Origin of the sequence: Ornatilinea apprima, from assembly GCF_001306115.1 — a bacterium.
Taxonomy (GTDB): Bacteria; Chloroflexota; Anaerolineae; order Anaerolineales; family Anaerolineaceae; genus Ornatilinea; species Ornatilinea apprima.
In genome coordinates this window covers 1-25,498 of the sequence record NZ_LGCL01000016.1, presented here as the reverse complement: position 1 = coordinate 25,498, position 25,498 = coordinate 1, and the positions used below count along the sequence as shown (strand labels likewise).

Below are 25,498 nucleotides of genomic sequence, written 5' to 3'. Positions count from 1 at the left end.
ATAAATTGAGAATATCATCATTGAAATAGAGGAAAAAATGAACAAAGAAATGATCGATGTGTTGAAACAAGAAGAAAAGCATAGAAAGCAGCATCCATATTGGGTGTGGGAATCGATTCAGAGCATTCCAGAAATGCTTGCTCAATGTTGGAATGAAGATGTTCGGCAAGATATTGAGAGCGTAATCCAGGAATGCAAAAATCGCGAAATTGAAAGATTGGTTTTCCTGGGTAGAGGTTCATCGTATTTTGCGGCCTTGTCTGCAAAGCCCTTTATCCAAAAGATCACGCACCTGCCAGTAGCGTGTTATGTGAGCAACGTCTTTGAAGCGTACCCTTATGATAAGTGTGATGAGAAAACCGCCGTCTTTTTCAATTCGCATTCTGGAAAATCGGAAGGCGATTTACGAATAGTTGAGCTGGTGAAAAGTTTGGGCGCCTATACCGTCGGCGTCACAGATATCGCGGATTCAAGCCTGGCAGAAGCTGTCGACCAGCTGCTGATTGGGCCTGGTGGCTCAAAAGTTGAGCTCCCCGCTACACGCACGTATGCCACCGCTATTTATCGAACTCTACTATTTGCGCTTGCGTTTGGCAAGGCTCTTGGGGTGGCTCAAGATGTTGATGAGTATGAAACTGCGTTGAAGGATCTTCCGGAAAAAATGCGAAAATTTGTACCAGCATTCGAGGAGCAGGCGCCAGAAATAGTTTCTATTCTCAAAGATTGTAAATCCTTAATCGTTGTAGGATCTGGGCCAAATTTTGGAAACGCTGAGGAAGCCGGTATGGCCTTCAATCAATCCTCTGGGATTCCAACCATCAGTTATGAGATGGAAAACTACATTCACGGCCCCATTCAAGCGCTTAATGATCAGACGGGTGTAATTCTGATCGCCACACCATCACCTTTACAAGGCCGGATGTTCAGCCTGGCTTCTGCAGCCAAGACGATTGGCGCGAAGGTGGTTCTCATTACTTCCGTAGATTCCAGGGATATCCCTGAAACCGATGGCCTTGTATCGCTGCCAGCAGGTATTCCCGATCTGTTCTCACCCGTGGCTAGTATGATCCCTCTCTGGCAAATCGGTTACCATTTTGGTTTGCTCGGCAATGGCTCTCACCCTGATCGGTTGTCTATGGATAAGGAGGAATTCAAAGCAGCTTTTACCCACCTGATGAAAAGCGATAAATGGGTTAGCATGAGATAGACGAGAAAAGGCCTGCGCGTATTTTGTTGGCTGAAAGGTACTCCCCATTCCCTCCAAAAGCATCTCTTGCGATGAACTCGCAAGAGATGCCGGTTTGTAAAACGATTGGTCTTTTCTACTTTCGAAATCCGAAACAGGAGGGTTTTATCGTTTCTTCAGCGGAACTGCTATGAATTAAGCTCCGTCTCTTTCAACCCATTCGGCAGCAAGAATAACACCAGCGTCAGCAGGCTGAAGCCGATGGAAGCCACCAGCCCCACCGGTGTGGGCCCCAGCAAGGGGTTGGGGTTACCTTGGATAAACAGGGCGCCGATGGCCGCGATCCCATTGATGGCGGCGTGCCCGATCACCGCCGGCCAGACGCTGCCTGCTTTCAAGGTGGCCCAGCCCAGCATGGTGCCGATGACAAAACAGAACCAGATCATCGCCAGCGGCCCCAACCAGGGCGCTCCAGGGTAGTTCAGCCCGTAGTTGTGCCCCATCAAGATGGCCGGTGCGTGCCACACACCCCAGATCAGGCCCATCAGCAGCATGGCTTTCCGCCCGCCTAAAGGCATCAGCTTGGGCTGCAGGTACGCCCGCCAGCCGAATTCTTCACCAAATGTGAACAGACCGTTGATCAACGGAGAGATGAGCAGCCCTTGCACACTTTGCACTAAAACGATCAGCCACGGGTTGATCGGCGGCATGGCCTGGCCGGCTGCCGCGGCGCTGGCTTCGAGCATCGCGGTTAACTGAGTCAATTCGGGATCGAAGAACTGAGGGAAGATCAGGAAGAAGACCCCGGCCCCTATAATGGTGAGAATGCCCGGCAGGAACCACATTGCCAGCCAATAGGGCCAGCCGCGCTTAAACTGCGGGCGCAGTTTCGCGTCTGCCCACCCTTCACGCGTGACTAGGCGAGTAAGAATATTGGCCAGCATCGGCGCGCCCATATACAGGGTTGCCATTAGGACCAGAGCCAGCGTGAAATTGCCAAACAATACCGGGCTGTTAACCAACCCGCCGGTCAGGTAGATCACCAAGCCGCAGGCCCAGGCGATGCCAAAAGCAAACGCCAGGAAGATAATAATTCGTTTCACATCGATTTTGGTTTCCACAATATTACTCCATGATCATAAAGAAGGAACAACATAATCCTGTAGATATACGCTGATTCTACAAAAGAGTAGCAAAAAATTGAGTTTTTCTTTTTAACCAAAGGGTTATCAGGGTCGTTATAACGGCTGCTGAAAAACCGCCCCAGCCGCAAATCCACCCGAAGGGCTGGTAGATAAACTCGATTATATGCTCACCCGCCGGAACAATCACCCCTTGCAGCGCGCAGTTCACGCGCAGCAGTTCTGTTTCATTCCCGTCGATATACGCTTTCCAACCTGGCGCCCAGGCTTCTGAGCGAACCAACAGAGCCGTCTGGTTGGCTCTTGTCCAAACGCGGGCGTCATTTACGCCTCGTTCCCACCGCAGTATTTGTATCGTTCCTAAAATGGAAGGCTCCACTTTGCTTTCTGTTAGCGCGGTCTGGGTCAGGTCTGTTTGCGCGATGGCTTCTATGCAAGTCTGGGCTGAAGTCAGCTTCGCGCTGCTCACGCTCCAGAACTCGCCCATAGGGGTCCTCAAATCATAGACCAGCTCGCCATTCACCCGCAGAACCGGTGAGGCGCCGTTCCATGCTTTATCTTCCGGCAGCACCAGGTAGCGGACATTCAGAATCCGCAGCAGGCTCAAATTGGGTTGAGGCGTGGGGCATGCGCGCAGCGCGTCTGGCTGGGTCTGCGCGGCGGGAGCCGAAACCGCGTAACCTTCATAGCCGCATCCGCTGGCAGCCTGAACCAAACCGGCATAACCGGCCAGCAGGAATGAGTCATAGCCATCCGCCGTGCGCAGCGCAGGGTTGACCCACTTTTGGTATTGCAGCCCGCTGTAAGGCGCGAAGCTGCGCTCGCCGGTTTGGGCCGCTCGCTGCAGAAATTCTGCAACCGGGTCTTCCTGGGAAATCGCTTCAACCGCGTAAGGGCGAATCAGCGGCAGCGAGGCGCTCCATTGGGCAGCGATCACCAGCAGACCAACCAGAGCAATGCGGCAATGTTGTGGGGCCATCCACAGTAATACGATGAATCCGATAAAAAACAAAGCTGGGAAGCGCGCCTCAAACGGGAAAAGGTCGGGCTTGATCTGGCGCAGAATGGCCGCAGAAACCAGAATTGCCGTCATGCCAAGACTGAAGAATTGAAATCGCCGCCACTTCCAGGGTTGGTTGGCCAGCCATTTCTCTGTCCCTTTTGCCGATAAGATCGCCAGCGCAAACAGAACCACAATCCACCAGCGGGCCGGAACGCGCAGCATGGAAACCCCCGGAATTAAGCGGTATACCAGCGCATACAACGGGGTGTGCGTGCCCAGCGCCAGAGCCGCTCCCGTCAGGCCGGCCCATGCCCACCGGCGCTCTTCCGCGTGCCAGCCCTTTGCCCATCCCGCGCCAGTTAATACCATCGCACCAATTCCTGGGTAAACAAACCATTCCGGGAATTGAACATCCGGAGGGAAGAAGCTGCCTAATATCAGAGCGGGGGGCAGGCTGCTGAATCCGGCCTCGGCAATGGACAGACCACCCCGATTGGACTGATTGAGCAGCTCCAAAAAAGGCAAAATTTGTGGGGCAGCGACCAGCAGCGACAGGGTGCCTGCACACAACCAGGCCGTTGCGGTTGCTTTCATCCAGTTGCCAGCGGGTTTTTGAAAAGTGGACACAGACCATACCGCCAGACTGAGCAGGCAGATGTACAAAATCCGCAGGTCTGTAGCGGCCATTAACCCTATTGCCCAGCCGCTGGCCAGCAGCCATTGAAACTTGCGCGTTTGCTGGTAGCGCATCATTCCCAGCCAGGCCCACGGCCACCAGGCGACCGCATAGAGCAGCGGCCAGTGTCCGCCGCTCAGGTGGGCAATCCATTTGGGCGCGTGAGAGAAGATCACCGCTCCGATGAAGGCGGAGACTGCGCCCAATGAAAAATGCCTGCGCAGCAAGAAGAATATTCCCATGCCTGCCCACCACACATGCAATGTGGCTAGTAAAGCCAGCCCCCGCGCCGGGGGCAGCGCCATCACCAGCCAGTAGGGCAGGTAAGCCAGCGGGATCACTGGATGGCCGGCCATGGGTGAGCCGCTCAATAGAAAAGGACGCCACAATGCGATCTCACCGCTTTGGTGGAAGGCCTGAGAAAGATATACGGCATTGGGCCAAACTTCGCGGGTCAGGTCTGTGCCCAGATTGGATTGGGGGAAAATAAGAACCGGGTCCCTGGCAAGCAGATATGGGCTGAAAAAGACAAGCGCCAACACCAGTAAAAGACCGCTGGCCAGCCAGTCTGGTTGAATTTGCAGTCTGTTTTTATTGCTGACCGGTCCCATATTGAGATTTTACAGCAAGATATCTCAGACGATTCAATCGAGGATAGGTTCAAATGAATCCTTCCATATTTAACGAATATTATCTTAAATGTATTTTATATTACCAATATATTAGTTGTATTGTGATGTTCATCCATAAAAAACCTGACAATTTCCTCTAAAAACCAGGTTGTCCGCGGCCTACAATAGCGATTGTGATTTGTGATGAAAATCACATAATAAAACTGTTGCGGTGCATAAAAATTATTTTTATAGAAAGAAGGAAGAAAAAATGCAAGCCAAAGAAATCTCTGAAAGCATCGTGCGGATTCTTCACCTTGAGACCGAACCGGTCGCTGTGAAAATGTATAAAGACCGCAAAGACCTTCCCAAGCATCCCCAGAATATCAAGCAGAATTTTTGCCAGTTGGTATCCATTGCCCGTTATCAGGGGCGCGGCAATAGCAGCACAGCCGATAACATGATTTGCGCTTTTGGCGCTGCCTGCCTTGGTTTAATTGAAACTCCTGAGGTGATCTCTTCCGGCAAGGCCGCGGTTGGTATTTATACCGGTACGCAAGAAGCCGCGAAAAACTTTATGTCCAATGCCTTCAAAATTGGCGACACCGGCCGCGAATATGACGCGGTCATGGTCAAACCGCTTTCCGAGGTTGAAGAAAGCGATGAACCGGATGCGGTGATCATGTATGTCAATCCTGCCCAGGCCATGCGCCTGATCCACTCGTGTGCCTACGACACCGGCGAGAAGATCACTGCCGATACCGTTGCTGAAGGCGCCATGTGCTCCTGCACTGGCTTTTCCATTGCCAAACAGAAACCCACCGTAGGCTTTCCCTGCGCCGGTGATCGCATCTTCGGCGGCACCCAGAATCACGAGCTGGTCTTCACGGCCCCGTACAGCCTGGTGAAAGAAAAACTGGTCGACCGCTTGGAAAAGACCGCCGCTGGTGGTTTCTCGGTCTTCCCGGTTCCGCCCAACATGCACTGGACGCCCATGATGCCGCCGGCCTACACCGTGCAGCCGGAATATTTGAAGAAGTAACCTGAAAAAGAACATTTCTTGCAAGACTGGCGATTGGGGATCGCCAGTCTTTGATAATAAACTCTTTATTTGTCAGACAAACCTTGGTTTTGGTTTGACTTTCTCTCGGCGCCGGTCTAGAATGGGGAATACGTACCGTTTTTCCATCCAATTGAATAAGCGAAGAGAACACTGCACAACAGGAGGCGAGGGTCAAAATGGCGTACTTGCATGAACGAAAACAGCTCCACGAAGTTACTCAAGATCTTGCCGCGGTAGCGATGGGCCGCCAGCCGGCCGACCTTATTATTCGCGGCGGGCGCCTGGTGAACGTTAACGTCGGCCGCATTCAAGATAATGTCGATGTGGTGGTCCGTCACGGCTGGATCGCTCTGGTGGGCAATGCCGATCATGTTCTCCAAGATGAGCAAACCCGCGTGGTGGAAGCGGGCGGTCGTTTTTTGGTGCCGGGTTTTATTGACAGCCACATGCACGTGGAAAGCAGCATGGTGGATTTGCGCAGCTTCGCCGCCGGTGTGCTGCCGCACGGCACCACCACCATCTGCCCCGATAATCATGAGATTACCAACGTTTTCGGCTTGCGGGCAGTAGAGCTTTTCAAGCAAAGCGCGGCGGGCCTGCCGTTGAAAGTGCTGGTGGCGATGCCGGTCTGCGTGCCCTCCATCCCCGGCTTTGAAGACGCCGGCGCGGTCATCACCGACCAGGAAGTAGCCGAAGCCTACGCGCGCGATTGGGCCGCCTTGCAGGGCGAGCAGATGAACTTCCCCGGCGTGATCTATGGCGACCCCGGTGTGCACGCCATCACCGCTGCCAGCCTGCGCGCCGGGCGCGTGCTCACCGGGCATTATGCCAGCGCTGACCTCAATGCCGGCCTGAACGCTTTTGCCGCTTGCGGCCTGACGGCAGATCACGAAACCACCACCGCCGAAGGCGCCATGCGCCGCGCGGAGCTGGGTGTGTACGTTCAGCAGCGTTACGGCAGTGCCTGGTTGGATCTCCCTAATCTAATTAAAGCTGTGCTGGAAAACCCCGGTATCGATACCCGTTTCTTCAGCATGGTTACCGATGATGTTTCTCCCGCTACCATCGCTTATGAAGGGCATTTGGTGCGTGTGGTACGCAAGGCCATTAGCCTGGGCGTTCCGCCCATCACCGCGATTCAGATGGTAACGTTGAATGCCGCCCAGCTTTTGGAAAAGGCGCGCTGGATTGGCTCCATCGCCCCCGGTCGGGCAGCCGATATCCTGCTAGTCAGCGATCTGTCCGCTGTTACCATCGACCAGGTCTACGCCGACGGCGTGCTGGTGGCTGAAGGCGGAAAAATGGCAGTTGACCTGCCCGCCTACCAATATCCTCAGTGGGCTTTGCGCTCTGTTCATCTAAACCCGCTTACCCCCGGCGATTTTCGAGTCCTCACCGATTCCGCCCAACCGGTTACCGTCCGCGCCATGCGTCTGGTGCCTGGCATGGTGCACACCGAAGAAGAACTGGTTGAGCTCAATCCAGTGCAAGGTGAATTGTGTGCGGATGCCGCTCGCGATCTGGCCAAAGCCGCGGTGTTTTACCGCCACGCGCCCCAAGAAGGGCTGACCGGCACGCGGGGTTACGGTTTTGTAACCGGGCTGCAATTCAACCCCGGCTGCGCCTATGCGTCTACCGTATCGCATGACTGCCACAACTTGTTGGTGGTGGGCACCAGTGATCAGGCGATGAGTCTGGCAGCCAACGCGCTGATCGAATGTGGCGGGGGGATAGCTGTGGTGGTCAACAACCAGCTTCAGGCTGTTTTCCCGCTGCCCCTGGGCGGCCTTATGTCACTGGAGACGGTTGAAGCAGCCGCCCAAAAGGTCCGCGAAATTGAAGCCGCGCTCAAACTGGCTGGCTGCCCGCATGATTCTGTCGAGATGACCCTCAGCCTGTTGGGGTTGATCGTACTCGAAGAACTGCATCTGTCTAACCGCGGGTTGGTGGCGCTCAAACCTGGCCAACCGCCGCAGTTTACCAGCCTGGTTGTTGAGCCGCAAGAAGCCTGAAGCCCCCAATCAACCGCTTATTTTATAACCCCGGCCTGCCATTTGAAGACCGGGATTTCATTTTAATGCAATTCTGTGTTAAGATTCGCATGTTATCCTCAATCCGAAAAGGCCAGATTGCGTTCATGAAAAAATTTCAATCCATCCCCTTTGAAAAGTTCACCTGGTTGGTCCTGCCTGTTTTCGCGCTCATTCTGATGCTGCCTTTCCTCAACCCCGAGCTGTTAATTCGCGGGCACGATACTGAACTTCACTTAAACAGGGTGGTGGGCTTTGTGGAAGCGATCAACTCTGGTCAGATTCCGGCGAAAGTCTATCCCAACGCCGTCAACGGTTTTGGATACGGTTGGGGCATTTTCTATCCACCCCTTTCGGTAATGGTGCCGGGCGCGTTTGTGATGCTTGGTCTGGACCTGGATATCGCCTTTAAGCTCTTCCTGTGGATCACCCTCAGCCTGTCCGGCGTTTTCATGTACCAACTGGTGATGGATATGTCTGCGTCCAAAGAGCAGTCTTTGGTCACCGCGCTGCTCTACATCACCTGTCCTTACCTGCTTTCGGATATCATTATCCGCAGCGCGGTGGGGGAGTGCCTGGTGTTTGTTTTCCTGCCGCTTTTATTCCGCGGGTTTTACAGCCTTCTCTATGGTGACCGCTCCAAAGCGTATTGGGTCGCGGTGGGTTTTGCCGGGCTGGCTTATTCGCATGTGATCGGTCTGGTGCTCTCGGTGATGGTCTCGGCCGTTTTTCTACTGTTCCATCTTCGCCGCCTGTGGAACTGGAATGTGATTAAGCCGCTGGTTGCCTGGTCTTTGGCGGCTGTAGTGTTGAGCGCCGGTTTTCTTGTGCCGCTGGTGGAGCACATGTTCTTTCACGATTACACCATTGAGCATCTCACCGACAATGAACTTACCTATCAGATGGCTGCTTACCCGTCGCAGATCTTTTCTTCAGAGTTCGTTTTTCACATGTCCAATTATCTGGGCGACTTTGAAGAAATGCCCTTTACCCTGGGAATCATTTCGCTTGGTCTGCTGGTTTCGGGTATGTTGGTCTTCCGCTCGCTGATCAGTCACCGTTTGGCCTGGTTTTACCTGGTTGCTTTGCTTATTTTAGGCGCAACCATTTTTATGAGCACGGTGCTGTTCCCGTGGCGTCAGGCGGGCGCCCTGGCGTTCATTCAATTTCCCTGGCGCTTTCTCATCTTTTCTGTCTTTTTCATTTGCCTGCTCAACGGCTGGATCTTTGCCGAGTTAAACCGTGGCAGCATCCAGCCGGTGGCGATTGCGTTTCTGGCGCTGGTCAGCCTGGTTTCGGTTTCTCCTTTGCTGGATATTTATGTGCATGAGGAAATCTACTTCGAGCCGCGGTACGGCGACTACCGCTACCACAACTTCATGGCAGATGAAGGCGTTATTTACAATGGTACCTTTATGGGGGGCGCGCGCGAATATTTTCCAGCAGGGGTTGACGAAGTCTTCCTGCGCCAGCGTGGTGACGGGGTAACTGTTCTGCGGGGCAGCGCCGTGGTAAAGGATTTTGAGCGCGCTGGCAACCAGCTCAGTTTCTCAATTTCCGGTGCTGACGCGGCTGTATTGGAACTGCCCCTCATTTATTACGCCGGCTATCAGGTGCGCATTACAGATGGCAGCGGAGCCCGGCTGACCCTGCCCGCGTATGAGTCCCCCAATCACCTCGTCGCGGTAGACCTGGGCGCGCTTTCGGCTGGTGAGGCGCGGGTCGCTTACCGCGGCACGCTGCCCGGAAAAATCGGTTTTTATGCGTCTCTGGTTGGCTGGCTGGGGATGATCTTCTTCGGCCTTTATCAAAAAGGAATCATCCAAAAACGGCTGTCATTTGCCCGGGCGTAGGGTTGCCAAGAAGGGGTGAATTGTGAAGTGGAATAGGGTATGGCGGGGGGTAACTTCCATTCTGTTGTTTTGCCTGTTGTTTTACCTCGTATTGCTTTCAAATGGCAGCCAGGGGTGGCTTAATCCGGTTTTGTTGGCATTGGCTAGTGCGGCAGTTCTTATTTGGGGCCGCAAGAGCAGTTTGCTTGTATTTCCTTTGGCAGTGTTATGGTTGGCTTTAGGTCTGGGCAGCCTATGGGCGGATGATCGGTTGCGTTCCATTCTGACGCTCTGGACGATTGGGGCCGGAATTGTAATTATCCTTATCTCTGCCAATTTAGAGCGGAAAAACGAAATCCGGCTGGCCGTCATGGCAATTGGTGGTCTATTGATGCTGTGGAGCTGGACGGACGCGATCAACTGGTACCTGCAGTGGCTGAGAGTCTCTCCGGGAATTTGGTTCCCCTCCATCCCTTTTCGCTTGAACGGTTCGAATAATATCGCGGCTTACCTGAATCTCTTAATGATGTTCGGTGTCTGCCAGATGTTTTTTGCCAATCTTGCCTGGAAAAGAGCAGCCTGGGGAGCTTATTCTGTTTCCGCTTTTTTATTGATCTACCTTTCCAGTTCTCGTGGCGCCTGGGTAGCGGCGGCGGCAGGTTTTGCAGTATTGGTTTTGGGCGTTTTGTATTATCGACCGCAGGTCTGGAAAACCTGGTGGAAATCTTTGCAAACCAGCGCCTGGAGCAAAGTTGGGCTGGCCGGGTTGGTTCTGCTGGGTGCATCGCTGGTGGCTTTGTACCTTCAGCAAAGCCGGCATCCCACTCATGGCTCGGCCCTTTCTTCCCGCTCAGAATTCTGGCCAGTGGCCTGGAAAGCTTTTTTACAATCTCCGCTGTTGGGGCATGGGTTAAACACGTATGCCTCTTTTTGGTTGAAGACATATTCTTGTCCGCCACAAGAGGTTTTCTTGCACGCGCATAACCAGTACCTGGATGTGCTTGTCAGCGCGGGTTTAATGGGTTTGTGTGCATTGATTTTTCTGTTGGCTAAATTATTCACTACCTTGCGCTCTGAATTGAGCCGGGCGGAAGGAGAATTTCCATGGGTGCTGGGGCTGGCAGGCGCTTTGTGCGCTTACCTGGTTCACGGCGTGTTTGATGGCCTGTACCGCATGCCGTTTGTCAGCTTCAGCCTGGCGCTGATGTTGGGCGCGGCGCTGCAGCCGGTTACCTTCTCCAACCGTTTCTATCAAACTTTCAAGGCTGTCTTTTGTGGGTTGGTTGTTTTGGCAGGGTTATATATTCCCTGGGTTTTGCAGCCTTTATCCGATGGGATTGATCTGCTTAATCAAAACAACTATTCTCAGGCCGCGAGCCGCTTTGAAGTGGCTGTGCAGCGCGCGCCTACTTTTTCAGTCGCTCACCAGCATGCCGGGCTGGCCTACAGCCATCTTTTGGGGGAAGAGAACTTGGATTCAGCCATCCAACATTTTCAAATGGCCATTGCGGCTGATCCTCATTGGGCACTGCACCATGCCAACCTGGCTGCTTTATACCGAGCGCGGGGAGATATACCTGCAGCGCAGGCTGAGATCGAACAGGCAGTTCGCCTGAGCTCGAAATCGTATCTTTATTGGATGAACAAGGCGGTAATCGCGGAGGAGTCTGGCGCGTCCGAAGACGCCCATGAGGCCTATTTATCTGCACTCGCTTTGCGCCCACGGCTGTACCCGGCTAAGTTTTGGTTTCAAACGTCCATCAGGGCCGATGCAGCTTTGGATTATTCACGACAGGCTGGCTCTGATCCGCTTAATAAACAGGAGTTGTTCGAAATCGCATCTTCGGGGGCTGGCAAGGCGGTAGATTATATCGCTCTTTCTGCGTTCTTGCTCCAAGAAGGAGATGTAGACCAGGCATATCATTATTTGAATTTAGCCGACCTGGCCTATTACAGCGATCCAGAAGAAAGAGCCGAGTATTTCTGGCAGTCTGCGTTATTATCGGCGGCTGAAGAAGATTGGGAATCAGCGGTAATATGGGGACGACAAGCCGTGAAGGCGCTCTCAACCTGGGGGCCGTACGGCATGGGAGCATCTCTGCGCGCGCCCTATGCCAAAGAGGTGTTTGGGGTACCCTCTACCATTGACCAACTTGTGCCCCAATTGGTCACCTTTGTACCTGAATTTGTAACAGAACGGGAAAAGCTTGTTTTAGAGTGGACTGATCTGGCCGGCAGATAGCCACTTTGCCCACCTGGAACTGTGAAAAAAAAAGCTTCGAGAATCAATAGTTAAGTATCGGCCACCAGGCCGATTTCTTTACCTTTCATCCCTTTTCAAATCTGATAACCAGCGCCAGTTCGATTTTTATGGAAGTTTCACGCGGGAGATGCTAGAATCATGTTTAGTAATTATATGGTAAGGAATTGGTTATGGTTGCGTCTGTGGTTACTGGCAGTCTTTACAAAAAAAGCCTCGATCAGCTTTTAGACCTGATTGAACTGGCTCAGAAAACCGGAAAACTTCATTTCTCCGGTTATGCTGAGCCGCTTTCTGTCTATTTTCAAGACGGCCGCGTAACCTATTCGCAAATTGGCAAAGAAAAAGCCGCCATGTACGCGGTGGTGGTGTCTTGCGCCAAACTCCTTGAAGGGCGACTCAACCTTCTGCGCCTTAAACGCGAACTTTCCGATGTGGCCTTTTCGCTGCATCTTATGGATCGCTTTGGCGTGTCGCGCGAGGAGATCCTGCAATACGTTACCCGGTACTATGCCGAAACGGTGGTCAATGGGGTTTTTTGGCGGCGGCGCACTTTTGAATTCTTTGAGGGCGAGCAGCCCCCGGAAGATGTGGTAACTACCCGCCTGCGCACCGGCGATGTGGTGCGGCAGGCCCAAAAAATGGTGGTCGAAGTTGATCACATCGTCAGTAATCTGCCCAGCGGCATGCAGTCCATTATCTGCAAAACCGACCTGGCCCAGGTTGAAGAAGCCCAGACCGGCATTGGCTACTACGAATGGAAGGCTCTGCACTTCATTGATAACCAGCGCGATATCATTCAGCTCAGCGACGCCATCCGTATGGAGCGCACCGAATTGATTCGCATCATCTATAACCTCTCCTCAATGGGGTTGGTTAACATCTACTCGGCCGATAAGTCCACTTATATCAGCCCTGGGGCCAAAACCCGCGTTCTGTCTGAACGCTCGCTCTTTCGCGGCTGATCTATTCTCCCCTCTATTCCGCAAAAATTTTAAGCTTAACCGTCCCAGATTCTACCCGCACGTTTGTGCAACTCCGGTTGACATTTCGCGTTGGGATGATTAAAATGGATTATGAATGAAATATATTTCATTTAGTGATATTTATTTCATGTATATTGGTTGTGGGAGCTGGTGGTGGAAGATTTTCGAGATTATGAATACGCCCGCCTGATCAGCAGTGTGCTGACGCTCTACTATTTTGAGAGCCTCAGCCAATATCAAATTGCCGAGCAGCTGGGGCTTTCAACGGCCAAAGTAAATCGCCTGCTTAAGCAGGCCCGTCAGCAGGGCATGGTCGAGATTGTCCTGCGCACGCCTTTCCAGACGATTTTCAACCTGGAACAGCAATTTCAGTCCATCACCGGAATCAAAAAAGCCATTATCGTTCCTTGTCTCACTGAAAACCCCGAAGCGACCACACAGCTTATCGGCCGCGCCGCCGCCAACTTCCTCATGGAGCAAATCCGTGACGGCGATACCATTTGCCTGGGTGGCGGCAACGGCGTTCGCTCAGTGGTTCAAAACATTACCGGCCGCAAAATTTTTGACAACATCACCGTTGTGCCTGCCCTGGGCGGGGTTCAGGGGCGCTATGAAACCGATGTCAACAACCTGGCCGCTGACCTGGCCCAGCGTTTAGGCGCGGCTTCTTACGCTTTCCACGCTCCCGCGATCACCGACTGCGCTGAGGAACGCGAGAACCTTATTCAACTGCGCCAGGTCAAAGAAGTGCTGGATATTGCCCGCGGCGCTCAGATCGCGCTGTATGGTATTGGCGCGGTGCGCCCTGAAACGGCCAGTTTCTTCCGCTTTACTTCGCTGCGCGAAGATGAAGTGAAGGACCTGATTGCCGACCCCAACAACACCGGTGAAATTCTGGCCCATATTCTGGACCCGCAAGGAAATGTAGCAACCCCCGCGTTTGAACAGCGCGTGGTTGGCCTTGGTCTGCCGGAGCTGGATCGCATTCCCTTGACGATTGGAATCGCGACATCCGAAGAAAAGGTGCTGCCGGTGGTGGCCGCGATCCGCGGCGGGCATGTAAAGGCGCTGGTAACTGATGAAAAAACGGCGCGGGCCGTCATTGATCTCTACCAGCAAAGCTAGCATGAGAAATATCGCTCCTTGCCTGGCAAGGAGTGACAAGAAGGCAAAAATCTGGATGGGAGGTATTCGAGTTCTACACTTTCGCAAGGTAAGGCGATCACTCTTAAAGGAATAAAAGATGAAAAGGAACACGCTATGAGCACAAATAACCAAATTTATGAGCCTTTATCGGAAAAACGCAGGAAAGAAATAACGAAGAGTCTTTCAAAAGACGTCATGGTGGAAGCCCTTCAAAAAATGTGGAAGATTCGCGCTTTTGAAGAAAAAGCCGAGGAACTCTACATGCTGGGCAAAATCCACGGCACCATGCACCTGAGCATCGGCATGGAAGCCTCAGCGATGGGGTCGATTTTGCCCCTGCGCCAGGATGATCTTATCCTCAGTACGCACCGCGGGCACGGTCACTGTATTGCCAAGAACGCCGATCTGAAACTGATGATGGCCGAATTCTTGGGCAAAGAGTGCGGATACTGCCGCGGGCGCGGCGGTTCCATGCACATCGCCGATGTTGAAGGCGGCAATTTGGGCGCCAACGGCGTGGTGGCTGGCGGCATCCCGATGGCTGTGGGTGTGGGCCTGGGACTCAAGCTTCAAAAGACGGATAAGGTTATTGTTTGTTTCTTCGGTGACGGCGCTGCCAACGAAGGCGCGTTCCACGAAGCCCTCAACATGGCCGCGATCTATGATTTACCGGTGGTCTTTGTCTGTGAGAACAACCAGTACGGCATGTCCGGCTCGTTCAAACGCATGTTCCGCATCCCGCGCATTTCGGACCGCGCCGCTGGCTACGGCATTCCGGGCGTAACGGTTGACGGAAATGACTTACTGGCGGTCTATGATGCAGTCAACACCGCGGTCGATCGCGCCCGCAACCAACGCATTCCCACCCTGGTGGAAAACATCACCTACCGCTGGCGCGGTCATTCCAAGAGTGATGCCAACCGCTACCGCACCAAAGAGGAAATTGAAGAGTGGAAGACAAAAGACCCCAACACGCGTTTCGCGGACTGGCTGGTCGAGTCGAAGGTGATTACCAGCGATGAAGCAGAGCAGATTCGCCAGGCAGCTTACGCCGAAATTAATGCAGCCGCTGAATTTGCCGAAGGCTGCGCCGATCCCGCATTGGAAAGTATTGAAGAAGGAGTTTACGCATGAGCGGCCGAGAAATTACGTATTTAGAGGCAATCCGCGAGGCGCTGCGCCAGGAAATGCAGCGCGATGAACGCGTTTTTCTGATGGGGGAAGATATTGGTGTGTATGGCGGCGCGTTTGGGGTAACCCTGGGCCTGCTGCAAGAATTTGGTGAAGACCGCGTTATCGACACGCCCATTAGCGAGCTGGGCATTGCTGGTGCCATCACCGGCGCGGCGCTCACCGGTATGCGCCCGGTGGGTGAGATCATGTTCATGGATTTCATCACCCTAGCGTCCGAGCAGTTGGTCAATCAGGCGGCCAAAATCCGCTTCATGTTTGGCGGCAAGGCCACCGTTCCGCTCGTGATGCGCACGCCGATGGGCTCTGGCACTGGCGCGGCTGAGCAGCACTCGCAAAGCCTGGAAAACTGGTTTGTGCACGTGCCCGGCATCAAAGTTGTAGCGCCTGCAACCCCCGCGGAAGCGAAGGGCCTGCTGATTGAGTCCATTCGAGATGACAACCCGGTGCTCTTCCTGGAAGCCAAACTGCTGTATAAAACCAAAGGTGAGGTGCCCGAAGAACCTTATACCATCCCGCTCGGCAAAGCCGATATCAAGCGTGCCGGCCGTGACCTTACCATCATCACCTACTCCATCATGGTCAAACGCTCTCTCGAAGCCGCCGAACAGCTGGCTCAGGAAGGCATTGACGTGGAGGTGATTGACCTGCGCACCCTCAAACCCCTGGATAAGGACGCGATTATTGCTTCCGTGAAGAAAACGGGTAAGGTTCTGATCGTTCACGAAGCGGTGAAGACCGGTGGTTTTGGCGGCGAGTTGGCTGGTGTGATTTCTGAATCAGAAGCCTTTGATTATTTAGACGCCCCCATTGTTCGCCTGGCCGGGCGTGATATGCCTGTGCCGTACAATCGTACGCTGGAATACCATACGGTTCCCCAGGTGGAAAATATTGTCGAGGCGGCGCGTAAGTTGGCGAGACGAGAGGTGTAAAATGCCCGTACCCGTAATTATGCCCAAGTTTGAAATGTCTCAGGAGACCGGTCAAATTATCTCCTGGTATAAAAAAGAAGGCGACGCGGTGAAAAAAGGCGAAGCCATCTTCTCGGTGGAAACCGACAAAGTAACCATGGACGTGGAAAGCCCCGGTGACGGCGTTCTGGCTGGTGTGACTGCCAAAGAAGGTGAAAGCGTTCCGGTAACCACCGTTATTGCTTATCTGCTCGGCGCGGGCGAGAGCCTGCCCGCGGGCGGCGCGCCTGCTGCTGCGACGCCCCAACCGGCGCCGGCTGCTGCCGCGGCAGAAGCGCCCAAAGCGCCGGTATCCGCGCCGGCCTCAGCTACACCCGTTGCTCAGCGCATGGCAGCAGCCAACGCGCTCGATCTGTCGGCTGTACAGGGCAGTGGACCCAAACAGACCATCACTAAGGCCGATGTGGAATCCGCGCTGGCGCGGCGCGGAGAAGAAGGGAAAGTGCGCGCCACACCAGCCGCCCGCCGCGTTGCCCGGGAAGGGGGCGTGGATTTGGACACGGTCGCGGGTAGCGGCCCGCGCGGCCGGGTGCAGGAAAGTGACGTGCAAGACTTCCTCAGCACCGCTCCGCAAGCCGCAGCGCCAGCCCAACCGCAGGCTACCGCTCAAGCATCCTCAGCCGACTTTGACACCATCCCGCTTAAAGGCATGCGCCGCACCATCGCCGACCGCATGGTGGCCAGCTACCAATCTGCGCCGCATATTATGTTCACCATGAGCATTGATGTGTCTTCTCTGGAAGGCCTGCGCAAGCGCATGAACGAGCAGGCTGCCAAACGCGGTGAAGAAAAGATTTCAATGACCGCTCTGCTCACACGCGCCGTAGCCTGGACGCTGCTGCGCCATCCGCGCTTGAATAGCACGCTGACCGGTGATGAGATTCGCCAGTATAAAACTGCCAATATCGGCATCGCCGTGGCGCTGGAAGATGGACTGATTGTGCCGGTAGTGCGCAACGTGGAGAAGAAAGGCGTTGCCCAGCTTGCCGCCGAGATTAATGACCTGGCCAAACGCGCCCGCGAAAGCCGTCTTACCCCCTCAGATGTAACAGGCGGCACTTTCACAATTTCCAACCTGGGGCCCTTTGGCATTGAGCAGTTCACCGCCATTCTCAACGCTGGTCAGGCCGGTATTCTGGCTGTCGGCGCGGTGCAAAAGGAAGTGGTCGTTGTCAACGATGAAATGGTTATTCGACCCATTATGCGCATGACCCTCTCCGCTGATCACCGCACCGTTGACGGCGCTGTGGCCGCCCAATTCATGGCTGATTTACGCAGCGTGATGGAAAACCCGGATTTGCTGCTTTACTAGAACTTCCGGTCAACCGGTTCTGAAAATGAATAAGAAAAAACCTTCTAAGTGATGTTCCTCAGAAGGTTTTTCTGTTTAGTGGCTCTTAAAGCCGTTGCTCTTGACCAGGTTCTTGAACGCCCTGACCACATTCGGGTCGAAATGCGAGCCTGAATTTTCTTCGATATAGTCCAGCACTTTGGGTTCAGGCCAGGCAGATCGGTAAGGCCGGTCTGAGCTGAGCGCGTCCCATACATCAATCACCGCAAAAATTCGCGCCGCAATCGGTATCGATTCGCCGCTTAATCCGCGCGGGTAGCCGCTGCCGTCCCACTTCTCATGGTGGCAGTACGGAATATCCAGAGCGGGTTTGAGAAACTGGATGGGCAGCAGCAGCTCGTAGGCATACGTGGGGTGTTTGCGCATGATTTCCCATTCTTCGGGGGTCAAAGGGCCAGGCTTGAGCAGAATTTGATCCGGCACGCCCATTTTTCCAATATCGTGCAGCAGGGCGCCGCGCCTCATATGGATAAGCTCGTTTTCATCCACCCCAATCAGTCTCGCCAGCTGCAGCGTTAATGTGGTTACCCGCTGCGTGTGGCCTTCCGTTTCTTTGTCGCGCAAGTCTAAAGCGCGTGACCAGCCCTCGATGGTGGTGTCATATGCCATGAGCAGTTGGAAATTGGAGCGTTCCAGGTTTTCAAACAGGCTTGAATTTTCCAAAGCAACGGCAGCCTGCTTGGCAAGAGAATTGATCAGGTCGAGCCATTCCTGGTCTGGGTTGAACTTGCTGCGATTATAGGCTTGAATGACTCCCCTGAGCCTGCCCTTGGCGATGATGGGAACGCCGATATAGCTGATTAACCGCTCCAGGCTGGTTAGCTCCGCATCTTCCGGGGACATGGAATGTAACCGTAAATCGGGGATGATGGTTGTTTCTCTTTGTAGGGCAACTTTTCCGGCCAGCCCTTCACCCAACCTTACTTTCAACTGTTTATTGCGGCCGTAGTTAAAGCCTTTACCTTCCGAGAAGGTCAACGTGAAAGAAGTCTCATCCAACAGATAAACGTCCATGGCGTCCACGTCCAATAGAATAATGGCTTCTTCTACGATGGTGTTGAGAACCAGGCGGGTATCTGTGGAGCTTGAAATGGTGTTTTCGATGCGGTTTAGTGCCTGCACCTGGTGCAGGCGCTTCTTTACATTTTCAAACAGCTGCGCGTTGAGAATGGCTTGCGCGCCTTCGTTGGATAAATCAGTGATCAGCGCGATGGTATCTTCGCTCAAAGGTGTCTCTGAAAAAGCCACAACCATACTGATCAACTGGTTGCCGCGAACCATCTTCAACACCGTGATCTCGTCGCGGCAGTCGGCCGGGCTTAATCCAGGCAGCCATGCACTGCGATGGGTTAAAAAGTAGGGTTGTGAAGATTTTGTCAGGCCACTTTCCGTCTGCAACGCTGTAAACACAGCCCGTGTCAGCTTTTTTTGTGCTGCGGTTGGATCGGGTATAGTAAACGTTTTTTGGTTTTCATTCCAGGTGAAGATGATGACATCGTCAATCCCTGCCGCCGTTTTCATTTCTTCCCGAATAATACGCAAAATATTGGCCTGGTCCAGCTCTTCGTTCAATCGCGCCGCAGTGCGCGCCATCGATTGAGCACGGTCCGATTCCTTCTTGATTTGCTGCATGGCCTGGATGCGCTCGGTGATATTCTGGCAAATTACAACGTAATTTGAGATGGCTTCAGACCCGTTATAAATGGGTGATACGACGATGGAGAACCAGAAGGCTTCCCCGGTTTTGCTTGAAATCAGCCGCTCCAGCGCAGATTTGCCCTTATCCTGACGGTTGAACAACGTTTCAATTGGTTCAGTGATCCCTAAAAATTTGGTGATCGATTTCCCCTCGATTTCCTGGAAGGTAAATCCGGTCAGGTCGGAAAAAAATGGATTGGCATACTCAACATTACCGCTGGTGTCTGTGATGAGCACGGCAATAGGACTCTGATCTACCGCGCGCGATAACTTGCGCACCTGTTCTTCCGCCTTTTTGCGGCTGGTAATGTCATGGATAACGGAAAGGTGGATGCCGGGGATGATGTTAGCCGCAGACCTTACTTCCACAAAGATCATTGTTCCGTCTTTTCTTACCAACTGAGTCTCAGTCTCCAGCACCCCCTCCTGCAATAGTGCTTGCATCCAACTGGCATGGAAGGGTTTCTGATCGGCTGGCAGAAGATCGATATTCTTCATTTTGACCAGCTCAGATTGTGTGTACCTCAAAATTTTGGTTGCCGTGCGGTTGGCATCCACAATCTCAGATTCATCATTCAGCAGCAAAAACGCGTCTTGCGCGTTGTTAAATAAGGCTTGCAGCCGTGCCTGGCTTTCCCGCAGTGCGGTCTGTTGCCGCTCCCGTTCAACCGACTTAATCACATTCTCAATAGCATAAGGCAGCTGGTGTAAGTAACCCGTATTTTTTATTATATAGTCCGCTGCACCCAGCCGAATCGCTTGCAGCGCCACCTCTTCATCGCCCTGCCCGGTGACCATGATGACGGGGATATCAATATTGTTGATTCGCAGCTCTTTCAGCACTTCCAGGCCGCTTTCGCCTGGCAGACGGTAATCCAAGAGCAGCAGGTCGAATGCCTTTTGGTTGGGCGATTTTAAAATATCGATCACCTTCGGACCACTATGCGCGACTTCCAGGTGAAAATAAGGCGCTTTACGCTGCAGGTGCCGGGTGGTGAGATCAATATCAACCAGGTTATGTTCCGCGTACAAAATGCTTAGCGGTCTTGAAATGGTGTTCGACTTGACCCTGTTTTGCTGATATGCATTGGCCAGCGTGAAAGGAAGGTGTTTCAGATAATCCGCGCGCTTGACAATATAATCGTCCGCGCCAGCTTTGAGGGCTGCTACTGCCGCGTCTTCATCCCCACCAGAGGTCACGATGACAACGGCGATTTGTAAAGCGGCCTCCCGAATCTCGGCCAATAATTCCAAGCCAGTTCCATCCGGAAGCCGTAAGTCGCTCAACAGGACATCAAAACTATCCGCCTCTGACTGGAGAAGCTTTTCACGGGCTTCCTGTAAATTATTGACAACTTCTAAATTGATATCTGGAGCTATCTTGGCGATCTCTCTACACGTCAAATCAATGTCAGAAGGATTGTCTTCCAGGTAAAGAACTTTCATGGCACTTATCCTGTAAAGTTTAGCACGGCCCAATACAATTCAATTTGTTCAGCGATTTCCATGAATTTCGAAAAATCGACGGGCTTGACAATGTACGAGTTGGCGCCAAGCTGGTAGGCTTCAGCTACATCTTTATCTTCTTTCGATGTGGTCAGCATCACTACCGGAATTCGTTGTGTGATGGGGTTCGCCTTATAGGTCTTCAATACTTCCAGCCCTGAAATCTTCGGCAAATTGATATCCAGTAAAATCACAATGGGTAAGGTCTTCCCATTCTTCCATTCTTCCAATAAATCGATGGCTTCTTCGCCATCCCTGGCCACAGGAATATCGTTGGCCGCTTTCCGCCGCCTGAATGCTCGCAGGGCCAAATCAACATCCATTGGATTGTCTTCCACTAACAAGATGGGGCGCACATCGTCTTTCATCGCTTTTGTATCTCCAAGAAGAATGTGGCCCCCTTACCAGGCGTGCTCTTGGCGTAAGCCCTGCCTCCCAGGCGTTCCATGGCTTTTCTCACAATCGCCAGGCCAATGCCGGTGCCGGGATACTCTTCAGAACGATGGAGCCGCTGAAAAATCTCAAACACTTTTTCCGCATATTTCTCGTCAAATCCTTCACCATTATCGCTTACCCACAAAATATAGCGGTCGTCTTTTTCTTCACCACCAATGGTGATTTCAGGGTGTTCGGTGTTTTTTGTAAATTTAATCGCATTATCAATTAAATTGCGAATCGCTTGTAAAAAGCTTTCACTATCTGTATTTATTGTATCAAAAGGAATGTTCTTGTGGATCCGGATGTTTCGAGAGGAAATCTGATCCATGTACAGATTCAGCTGTTGATCCACAACCATATTTGGGTTAACAGTGCTCAACTGGAGCGAGCGCCTTTCCAGCCGTGAGAAAGCCAGCAGGTCATCAATCAACTGATTCATGTGATTGGCTGCGTTTCGGATTGAACGCACAAAATGCATGCCGTCTTCATCCAGTTTATCCGCGTATCCTTCGACCAGCAGACGGCTGTATCCATCCATGCCGCGCAGTGGCGCTTTGAGGTCATGTGAGACGGAATAAGCAAAGGTTTCCAATTCTTTGTTTTTGGATTCCAATTCTTGCGTGCGTTGGTGAACCAACCGCTCCAGCTCATTGTTGAGCTTTTCCAACGCGAGTTGGGCTTTTTTTCGGTCGGTGATATCAATGGATATGGACCCGACGGCGTAAACGCGCTCCTGTAAATCTTTTAATGGAAATTCGACCGTTTCGAAATAATATTCCTGGCCGCCTAACCAAATATTCTCTTCAAATTCGATAGGCTTCTTTTCCTCTATGACCCGCTTGTTGATTTGTTTTCGCAAGGCGGCCGCGCTTTGCGGCAGCAACTCATCCACCGAGGTCCCAATAATTTCTTCCTTTGGTTTGCCTAACACTCTTTCCCATGATTGGTTGCTTTGTATATAAGTGTTTTGAGGGTCACTGACGTAGATTGGAACCGGAGCGTTCTCCAACAGCGCGGTGATGAATTCTTGCGACGCTTGAATCATCTCATGGTCTCTTTTTTGTTGGGTAATATCTGTAATCACAGAAACCACACCGGTCGTTTCGCCATTGGCGTTGATCATTGGGGCGGTGGAGAGGCTAACCGCGATTTCAGATCCATCCTTCCGAGCCCGAGTAGCCTCGAAGTTGGTGATTTTCTCACCGGCAATCACGCGTCGCAGTATTGAATAAAACTCATTCCGTTTTGATTCGGGAACAAATGGGACTATTTGACCGATGGCTTCCTTGGCGCTCCAACCAAAAATATCTTCTGCAGCCGGGTTCCAGGAAATAATCTTTCCTTCTCTGTCAATCGCAATCACCGCCAATGGCGTTGCGCTGACGATTGCCTGCAAATGCTGGCTGATTTCTTTCATCTCTTTTTCGTGCTGGAGCCGTTCAGTAACATCCAGCACCATGGAAACAACACCGCTGAGATTTCCCTGTTCGTCATAAAGCGGTGTGCTGTTCCATTCACACTGAATTGTTCTTCCATCCGCCAAGGTGCAAGTTACCAGGCGGCTGATGTTGGTCTCACCGGACGTAATGAGGTTCTTTATCTCCTCGAGCGCTGTAGAGTCGTCGTTTGCAAAAATCGTTTCTGATGGGCATATGCCAGTGATTTGAAGGTTGGAATAACCAAAAATCTTCTCGGCAGCGGGATTGAAATATTCAAAACAAAAGTCTTTGCGGTGCAAAATGCAGGCAATGGGCATTCTCTCGATTAAGAGCTGCAGTTTCTGCTGGCTTGCCCGAACTGCTTCTGCCGCCCCGCGCTGCTCAGAGACATCCCAGAAAATACCCAGCAGACCGGTTACTTCTCCTTTCGAATCTCGCATGGGTGATTTAATGGTATGGATGATTTGCTTCTTTCCATTACTCAGCAAGCGGGTGTCGTCAAACTCAATTAATTCCCCTTTTTCTATCACCATTCTGTCAGACTGCTGGTTTTTCTGCGCGTCCGGTTCTGGTAGCAGATCTAAATCAGTTTTACCAACGATGTTTTCAGGCGGCAGGTTGAAATCAACGGCATATTGCTGGTTGCAAAAGGTATATACCAGCCCCAAATCTTTGATATACAGCTTTTGAGGGATGTTGTTTGCCAGAGAAGCACGCTGAAAGGTAACTCTTTGCAAGTTCTCATCGGCATGCTTGCGCTCAATGAAAAGCAATACGCTCATCATCACGATAAAGAAGATACCTTTAATCGTCTGCGCCTGGGTGAGATTGCTTTTATCCACGACCAACCACTCCACTACTCGGTCAGAAAACACAATCCATATACTGGCGGCGACCAGATAAAGAATTGCGATCCTGAGTGCCGAAATAAATGGTGATCGGGGTTGGGAGTTGCGCATATTTGCCCCATAAATCTATGGAAATCTTAAGAGGAGACCATAGTTATATTGATTGTAGCGTGTAAGTACCTATATTTTATATGATTTTCCTGATCGCACATTCAATTCTACTGTGTAAGCTTTGAAACCAAATTGGAAAATCGGAGAAAAATACGTATAATGTAGACCGATCCTTTTTTCGGTTATTGTTAATCTGTTTCATTTTGGAGGACACATGATCTTTGTTGACAATCAGAACACATACGATCCGCGCGTTAACCTGGCCATTGAAGAGCATTTGCTGCGCACGCTGGATACCGATGAGGATATTCTGCTTTTCTATATTAATCAGCCATCTATCATCATTGGCCGCAATCAGAACACCTTGGAAGAGATCAATCATGAATACGTGGAGCAAAACGGCGTGCATGTGGTGCGGCGGCTTTCGGGGGGCGGGGCAGTGTATCATGATCTGGGAAATTTGAATTTTAGCTTTATTTCCAATTACTCGCGCGATAACTTCAAGAATTTCAAGAAATTTACCGGACCGGTGATTGAAGTTTTGCATTCATTGGGCGTGCCCGCGGAACTGAGCGGGCGCAACGATATTCTGGTGGAAGGCCGCAAAATTTCTGGCAACGCGCAGTACACCACCACGCGGCGCATGTACAGCCACGGCACACTGCTGCTAAATACCAACCTGGAGCATCTTGTGGCGGCATTAAATGTGAAGATGTCAAAAATCGAATCCAAGGGTATCAAGTCAGTGCGCAGCCGGGTGGCGAATATCAGCGAGTATCTCAGCGAAGAGATGGACACCCTCACCTTTCGCCAGCGCTTACTGGAAGGCATTTTTGCCGGGTTGCCCACCATTCCGGAATACAAATTAACCGAAGCGGACTGGCAGGCGATTCACAAACTGTATGAAGAGCGCTACTCACGGTGGGATTGGAATTTTGGCCATTCGCCTGACTTTAATGTGAAGAAAGTGGAACGCTTCCCCTTTGGTGAAGTGGAAGTGCGCATTGATGTTCACAAAGGAATGGTTGAGGGTTTCAAAATCTTTGGCGATTTTCAGGGAGAAGGGGATATTCACGATATTGAATCGGCTGTCATTGGAACCCGCTTTGAGCGCGAAAGCTTGCTGCAAGCGCTGCAAAACCTTGCGGTTGACCGTTACTTTGGTGGGTTTGGCGCTGAAGATTTTGTGAATTTTATCTATTGACGGAATAGGCGGCCAGCGCGCCAGCGGAACCAGACCGGCTTCTGCGTCGTCTTATATCTGCACACGATTTGTTTCTCAGGGAAAGGAGCGAAGAATGAAAGTGCGGAAAAAAACGCAGGGGATGCTATTGCTTATCCTGTTTCTCGCGGCAGCCGGGTGCGCCCCGGCGCTAGCCTCAGGTGAAACGCAACCCGACCCAACCCAAAATGCGGATGTGCAGCCTGTGGCCTCGCCCACCCCGCCTGTTGCTGCCGAGCCGCCACAGGCGCAGCCAACTCGCCCTGCCCCAACTGGTCTGCCCGCCGCAGAGGCGACAGAACCCTTACCGCCGCAGAAAACATGGCCGAAGCGCTGTGACACTATGACAGAAGTTGCCAGGGGCTTGCTTGCTGAAGAGCAGAACATTCCGCTCGACTCGATTGAAATTCTGCGCTGTTACGCGGTTGAATGGCCAGACGCCAGTTTGGGTTGCCCGCAGCCCGATCAGATGTACGCACAGGTGATTACCCCCGGTTTTCAGATTCTGTTGGAGGCTGGCGGGAAGCGCTACGTTGTTCATACTGATACGACCCAGAACGCGGTTGAGTGTTCCCTGCTGCGGGAAGGCGAAGAATTCCCTGATATTCCCGTCCTACCCGGTGAAGATATTGATGATGACATTCCCTGGGTCCCTGTTGATTAGAAGTCATCTCAAAAATAGTGTTTGAGTAAGATCACCAAGCAGCCCAAATGGACAAAGCCGATATAGTTCTCAACCAAGCGATCAAACCGAACCAGGATACGACGATAATTCTGAAGCCATGCAA

The 25,498-nt window shown here is 52.3% G+C and carries 17 protein-coding genes; 12 read left to right on the top strand and 5 right to left on the bottom strand.

From position 1 onward, the window contains the following. Positions 1-37 precede the first annotated feature (37 nt). Positions 38-1,207: an SIS domain-containing protein gene (locus ADN00_RS05260; RefSeq protein WP_075061916.1), complete on the top strand. Its 1,170-nt coding sequence runs from the start codon at positions 38-40 to the stop codon at positions 1,205-1,207. A gap of 167 nt (positions 1,208-1,374) precedes the next feature. On the opposite strand, the gene ADN00_RS05255 is transcribed toward ADN00_RS05260, so the two are convergent. Next, entirely contained in the window at positions 1,375-2,307 is a 933-nt protein-coding gene (locus tag ADN00_RS05255) for a CPBP family intramembrane glutamic endopeptidase (RefSeq protein WP_201781147.1), read from the bottom strand. Between the two features lie 58 nt (positions 2,308-2,365). Beyond that, positions 2,366-4,618, bottom strand: a complete 2,253-nt coding sequence (locus ADN00_RS05250; protein ID WP_075061914.1) for a glycosyltransferase family protein — start codon at positions 4,616-4,618, stop codon at positions 2,366-2,368. Positions 4,619-4,889: 271 nt separating this feature from the next. Here ADN00_RS05250 and ADN00_RS05245 point away from each other — a divergent pair, with 271 nt between their 5' ends. The 9 genes from ADN00_RS05245 to ADN00_RS05205 all read left to right on the top strand — a co-directional run bounded on the left by ADN00_RS05245 (position 4,890) and on the right by ADN00_RS05205 (position 17,409). Beyond that, the gene (locus ADN00_RS05245; RefSeq protein WP_075061913.1) at positions 4,890-5,660 is read left to right on the top strand and encodes a DUF169 domain-containing protein; all 771 of its coding nucleotides are present in this window, start codon (positions 4,890-4,892) and stop codon (positions 5,658-5,660) included. A gap of 197 nt (positions 5,661-5,857) precedes the next feature. Then, the gene (locus ADN00_RS05240; protein ID WP_075061912.1) at positions 5,858-7,693 is read left to right on the top strand and encodes an adenine deaminase; all 1,836 of its coding nucleotides are present in this window, start codon (positions 5,858-5,860) and stop codon (positions 7,691-7,693) included. Positions 7,694-7,818: 125 nt separating this feature from the next. Continuing rightward, positions 7,819-9,564, top strand: coding sequence for a hypothetical protein (locus tag ADN00_RS05235; RefSeq protein WP_152966265.1), 1,746 nt, complete (start codon positions 7,819-7,821; stop codon positions 9,562-9,564). A 181-nt stretch (positions 9,565-9,745) separates the two neighbouring features. Continuing rightward, a complete protein-coding gene (locus ADN00_RS05230; RefSeq protein ID WP_152966264.1) occupies positions 9,746-11,785 on the top strand; it encodes an O-antigen ligase family protein in 2,040 nt (679 codons plus the stop codon). A 191-nt stretch (positions 11,786-11,976) separates the two neighbouring features. After that, positions 11,977-12,768: a DUF4388 domain-containing protein gene (locus ADN00_RS05225; protein WP_075061909.1), complete on the top strand. Its 792-nt coding sequence runs from the start codon at positions 11,977-11,979 to the stop codon at positions 12,766-12,768. A 174-nt stretch (positions 12,769-12,942) separates the two neighbouring features. After that, positions 12,943-13,914, top strand: a complete 972-nt coding sequence (locus ADN00_RS05220) for a sugar-binding transcriptional regulator (RefSeq protein ID WP_160317467.1) — start codon at positions 12,943-12,945, stop codon at positions 13,912-13,914. Between the two features lie 135 nt (positions 13,915-14,049). Next, entirely contained in the window at positions 14,050-15,069 is a 1,020-nt protein-coding gene (locus tag ADN00_RS05215; RefSeq protein ID WP_075061907.1) for a thiamine pyrophosphate-dependent dehydrogenase E1 component subunit alpha, read from the top strand. After that, positions 15,066-16,058: an alpha-ketoacid dehydrogenase subunit beta gene (locus ADN00_RS05210; RefSeq protein ID WP_075061906.1), complete on the top strand. Its 993-nt coding sequence runs from the start codon at positions 15,066-15,068 to the stop codon at positions 16,056-16,058. Before ADN00_RS05215 ends, ADN00_RS05210 begins: the two co-directional genes overlap by 4 nt. 1 nt (position 16,059) lies before the next feature. Beyond that, positions 16,060-17,409 (top strand): dihydrolipoamide acetyltransferase family protein, encoded by a 1,350-nt coding sequence (locus ADN00_RS05205; protein ID WP_075061905.1) that lies wholly within the window; start codon positions 16,060-16,062, stop codon positions 17,407-17,409. 75 nt (positions 17,410-17,484) lie between these two features. On the opposite strand, the gene ADN00_RS05200 is transcribed toward ADN00_RS05205, so the two are convergent. The 3 genes from ADN00_RS05200 to ADN00_RS05190 are packed head-to-tail and all read right to left on the bottom strand — an operon-like array spanning position 17,485 to position 23,488. After that, positions 17,485-20,592: an HD domain-containing phosphohydrolase gene (locus tag ADN00_RS05200; protein WP_075061904.1), complete on the bottom strand. Its 3,108-nt coding sequence runs from the start codon at positions 20,590-20,592 to the stop codon at positions 17,485-17,487. Positions 20,593-20,597: 5 nt separating this feature from the next. Further along, on the bottom strand, positions 20,598-21,020 hold the full coding sequence (locus ADN00_RS05195; RefSeq protein WP_075061903.1) for a response regulator: 423 nt from the start codon (positions 21,018-21,020) through the stop codon (positions 20,598-20,600). Then, positions 21,017-23,488 (bottom strand): PAS domain-containing sensor histidine kinase, encoded by a 2,472-nt coding sequence (locus tag ADN00_RS05190; protein ID WP_082389904.1) that lies wholly within the window; start codon positions 23,486-23,488, stop codon positions 21,017-21,019. Before ADN00_RS05190 ends, ADN00_RS05195 begins: the two co-directional genes overlap by 4 nt. Before the next feature lie 214 nt (positions 23,489-23,702). On the opposite strand from ADN00_RS05190, the gene ADN00_RS05185 reads away from it, so the two are divergent. Together ADN00_RS05185 and ADN00_RS05180 are read left to right on the top strand one after the other, a co-directional pair. Continuing rightward, complete coding sequence (locus tag ADN00_RS05185; RefSeq protein ID WP_075061901.1) at positions 23,703-24,692, top strand: lipoate--protein ligase; 990 nt, start codon at positions 23,703-23,705, stop codon at positions 24,690-24,692. A 94-nt stretch (positions 24,693-24,786) separates the two neighbouring features. Continuing rightward, positions 24,787-25,374, top strand: coding sequence for a hypothetical protein (locus tag ADN00_RS05180; protein WP_075061900.1), 588 nt, complete (start codon positions 24,787-24,789; stop codon positions 25,372-25,374). Positions 25,375-25,498 lie beyond the last annotated feature (124 nt).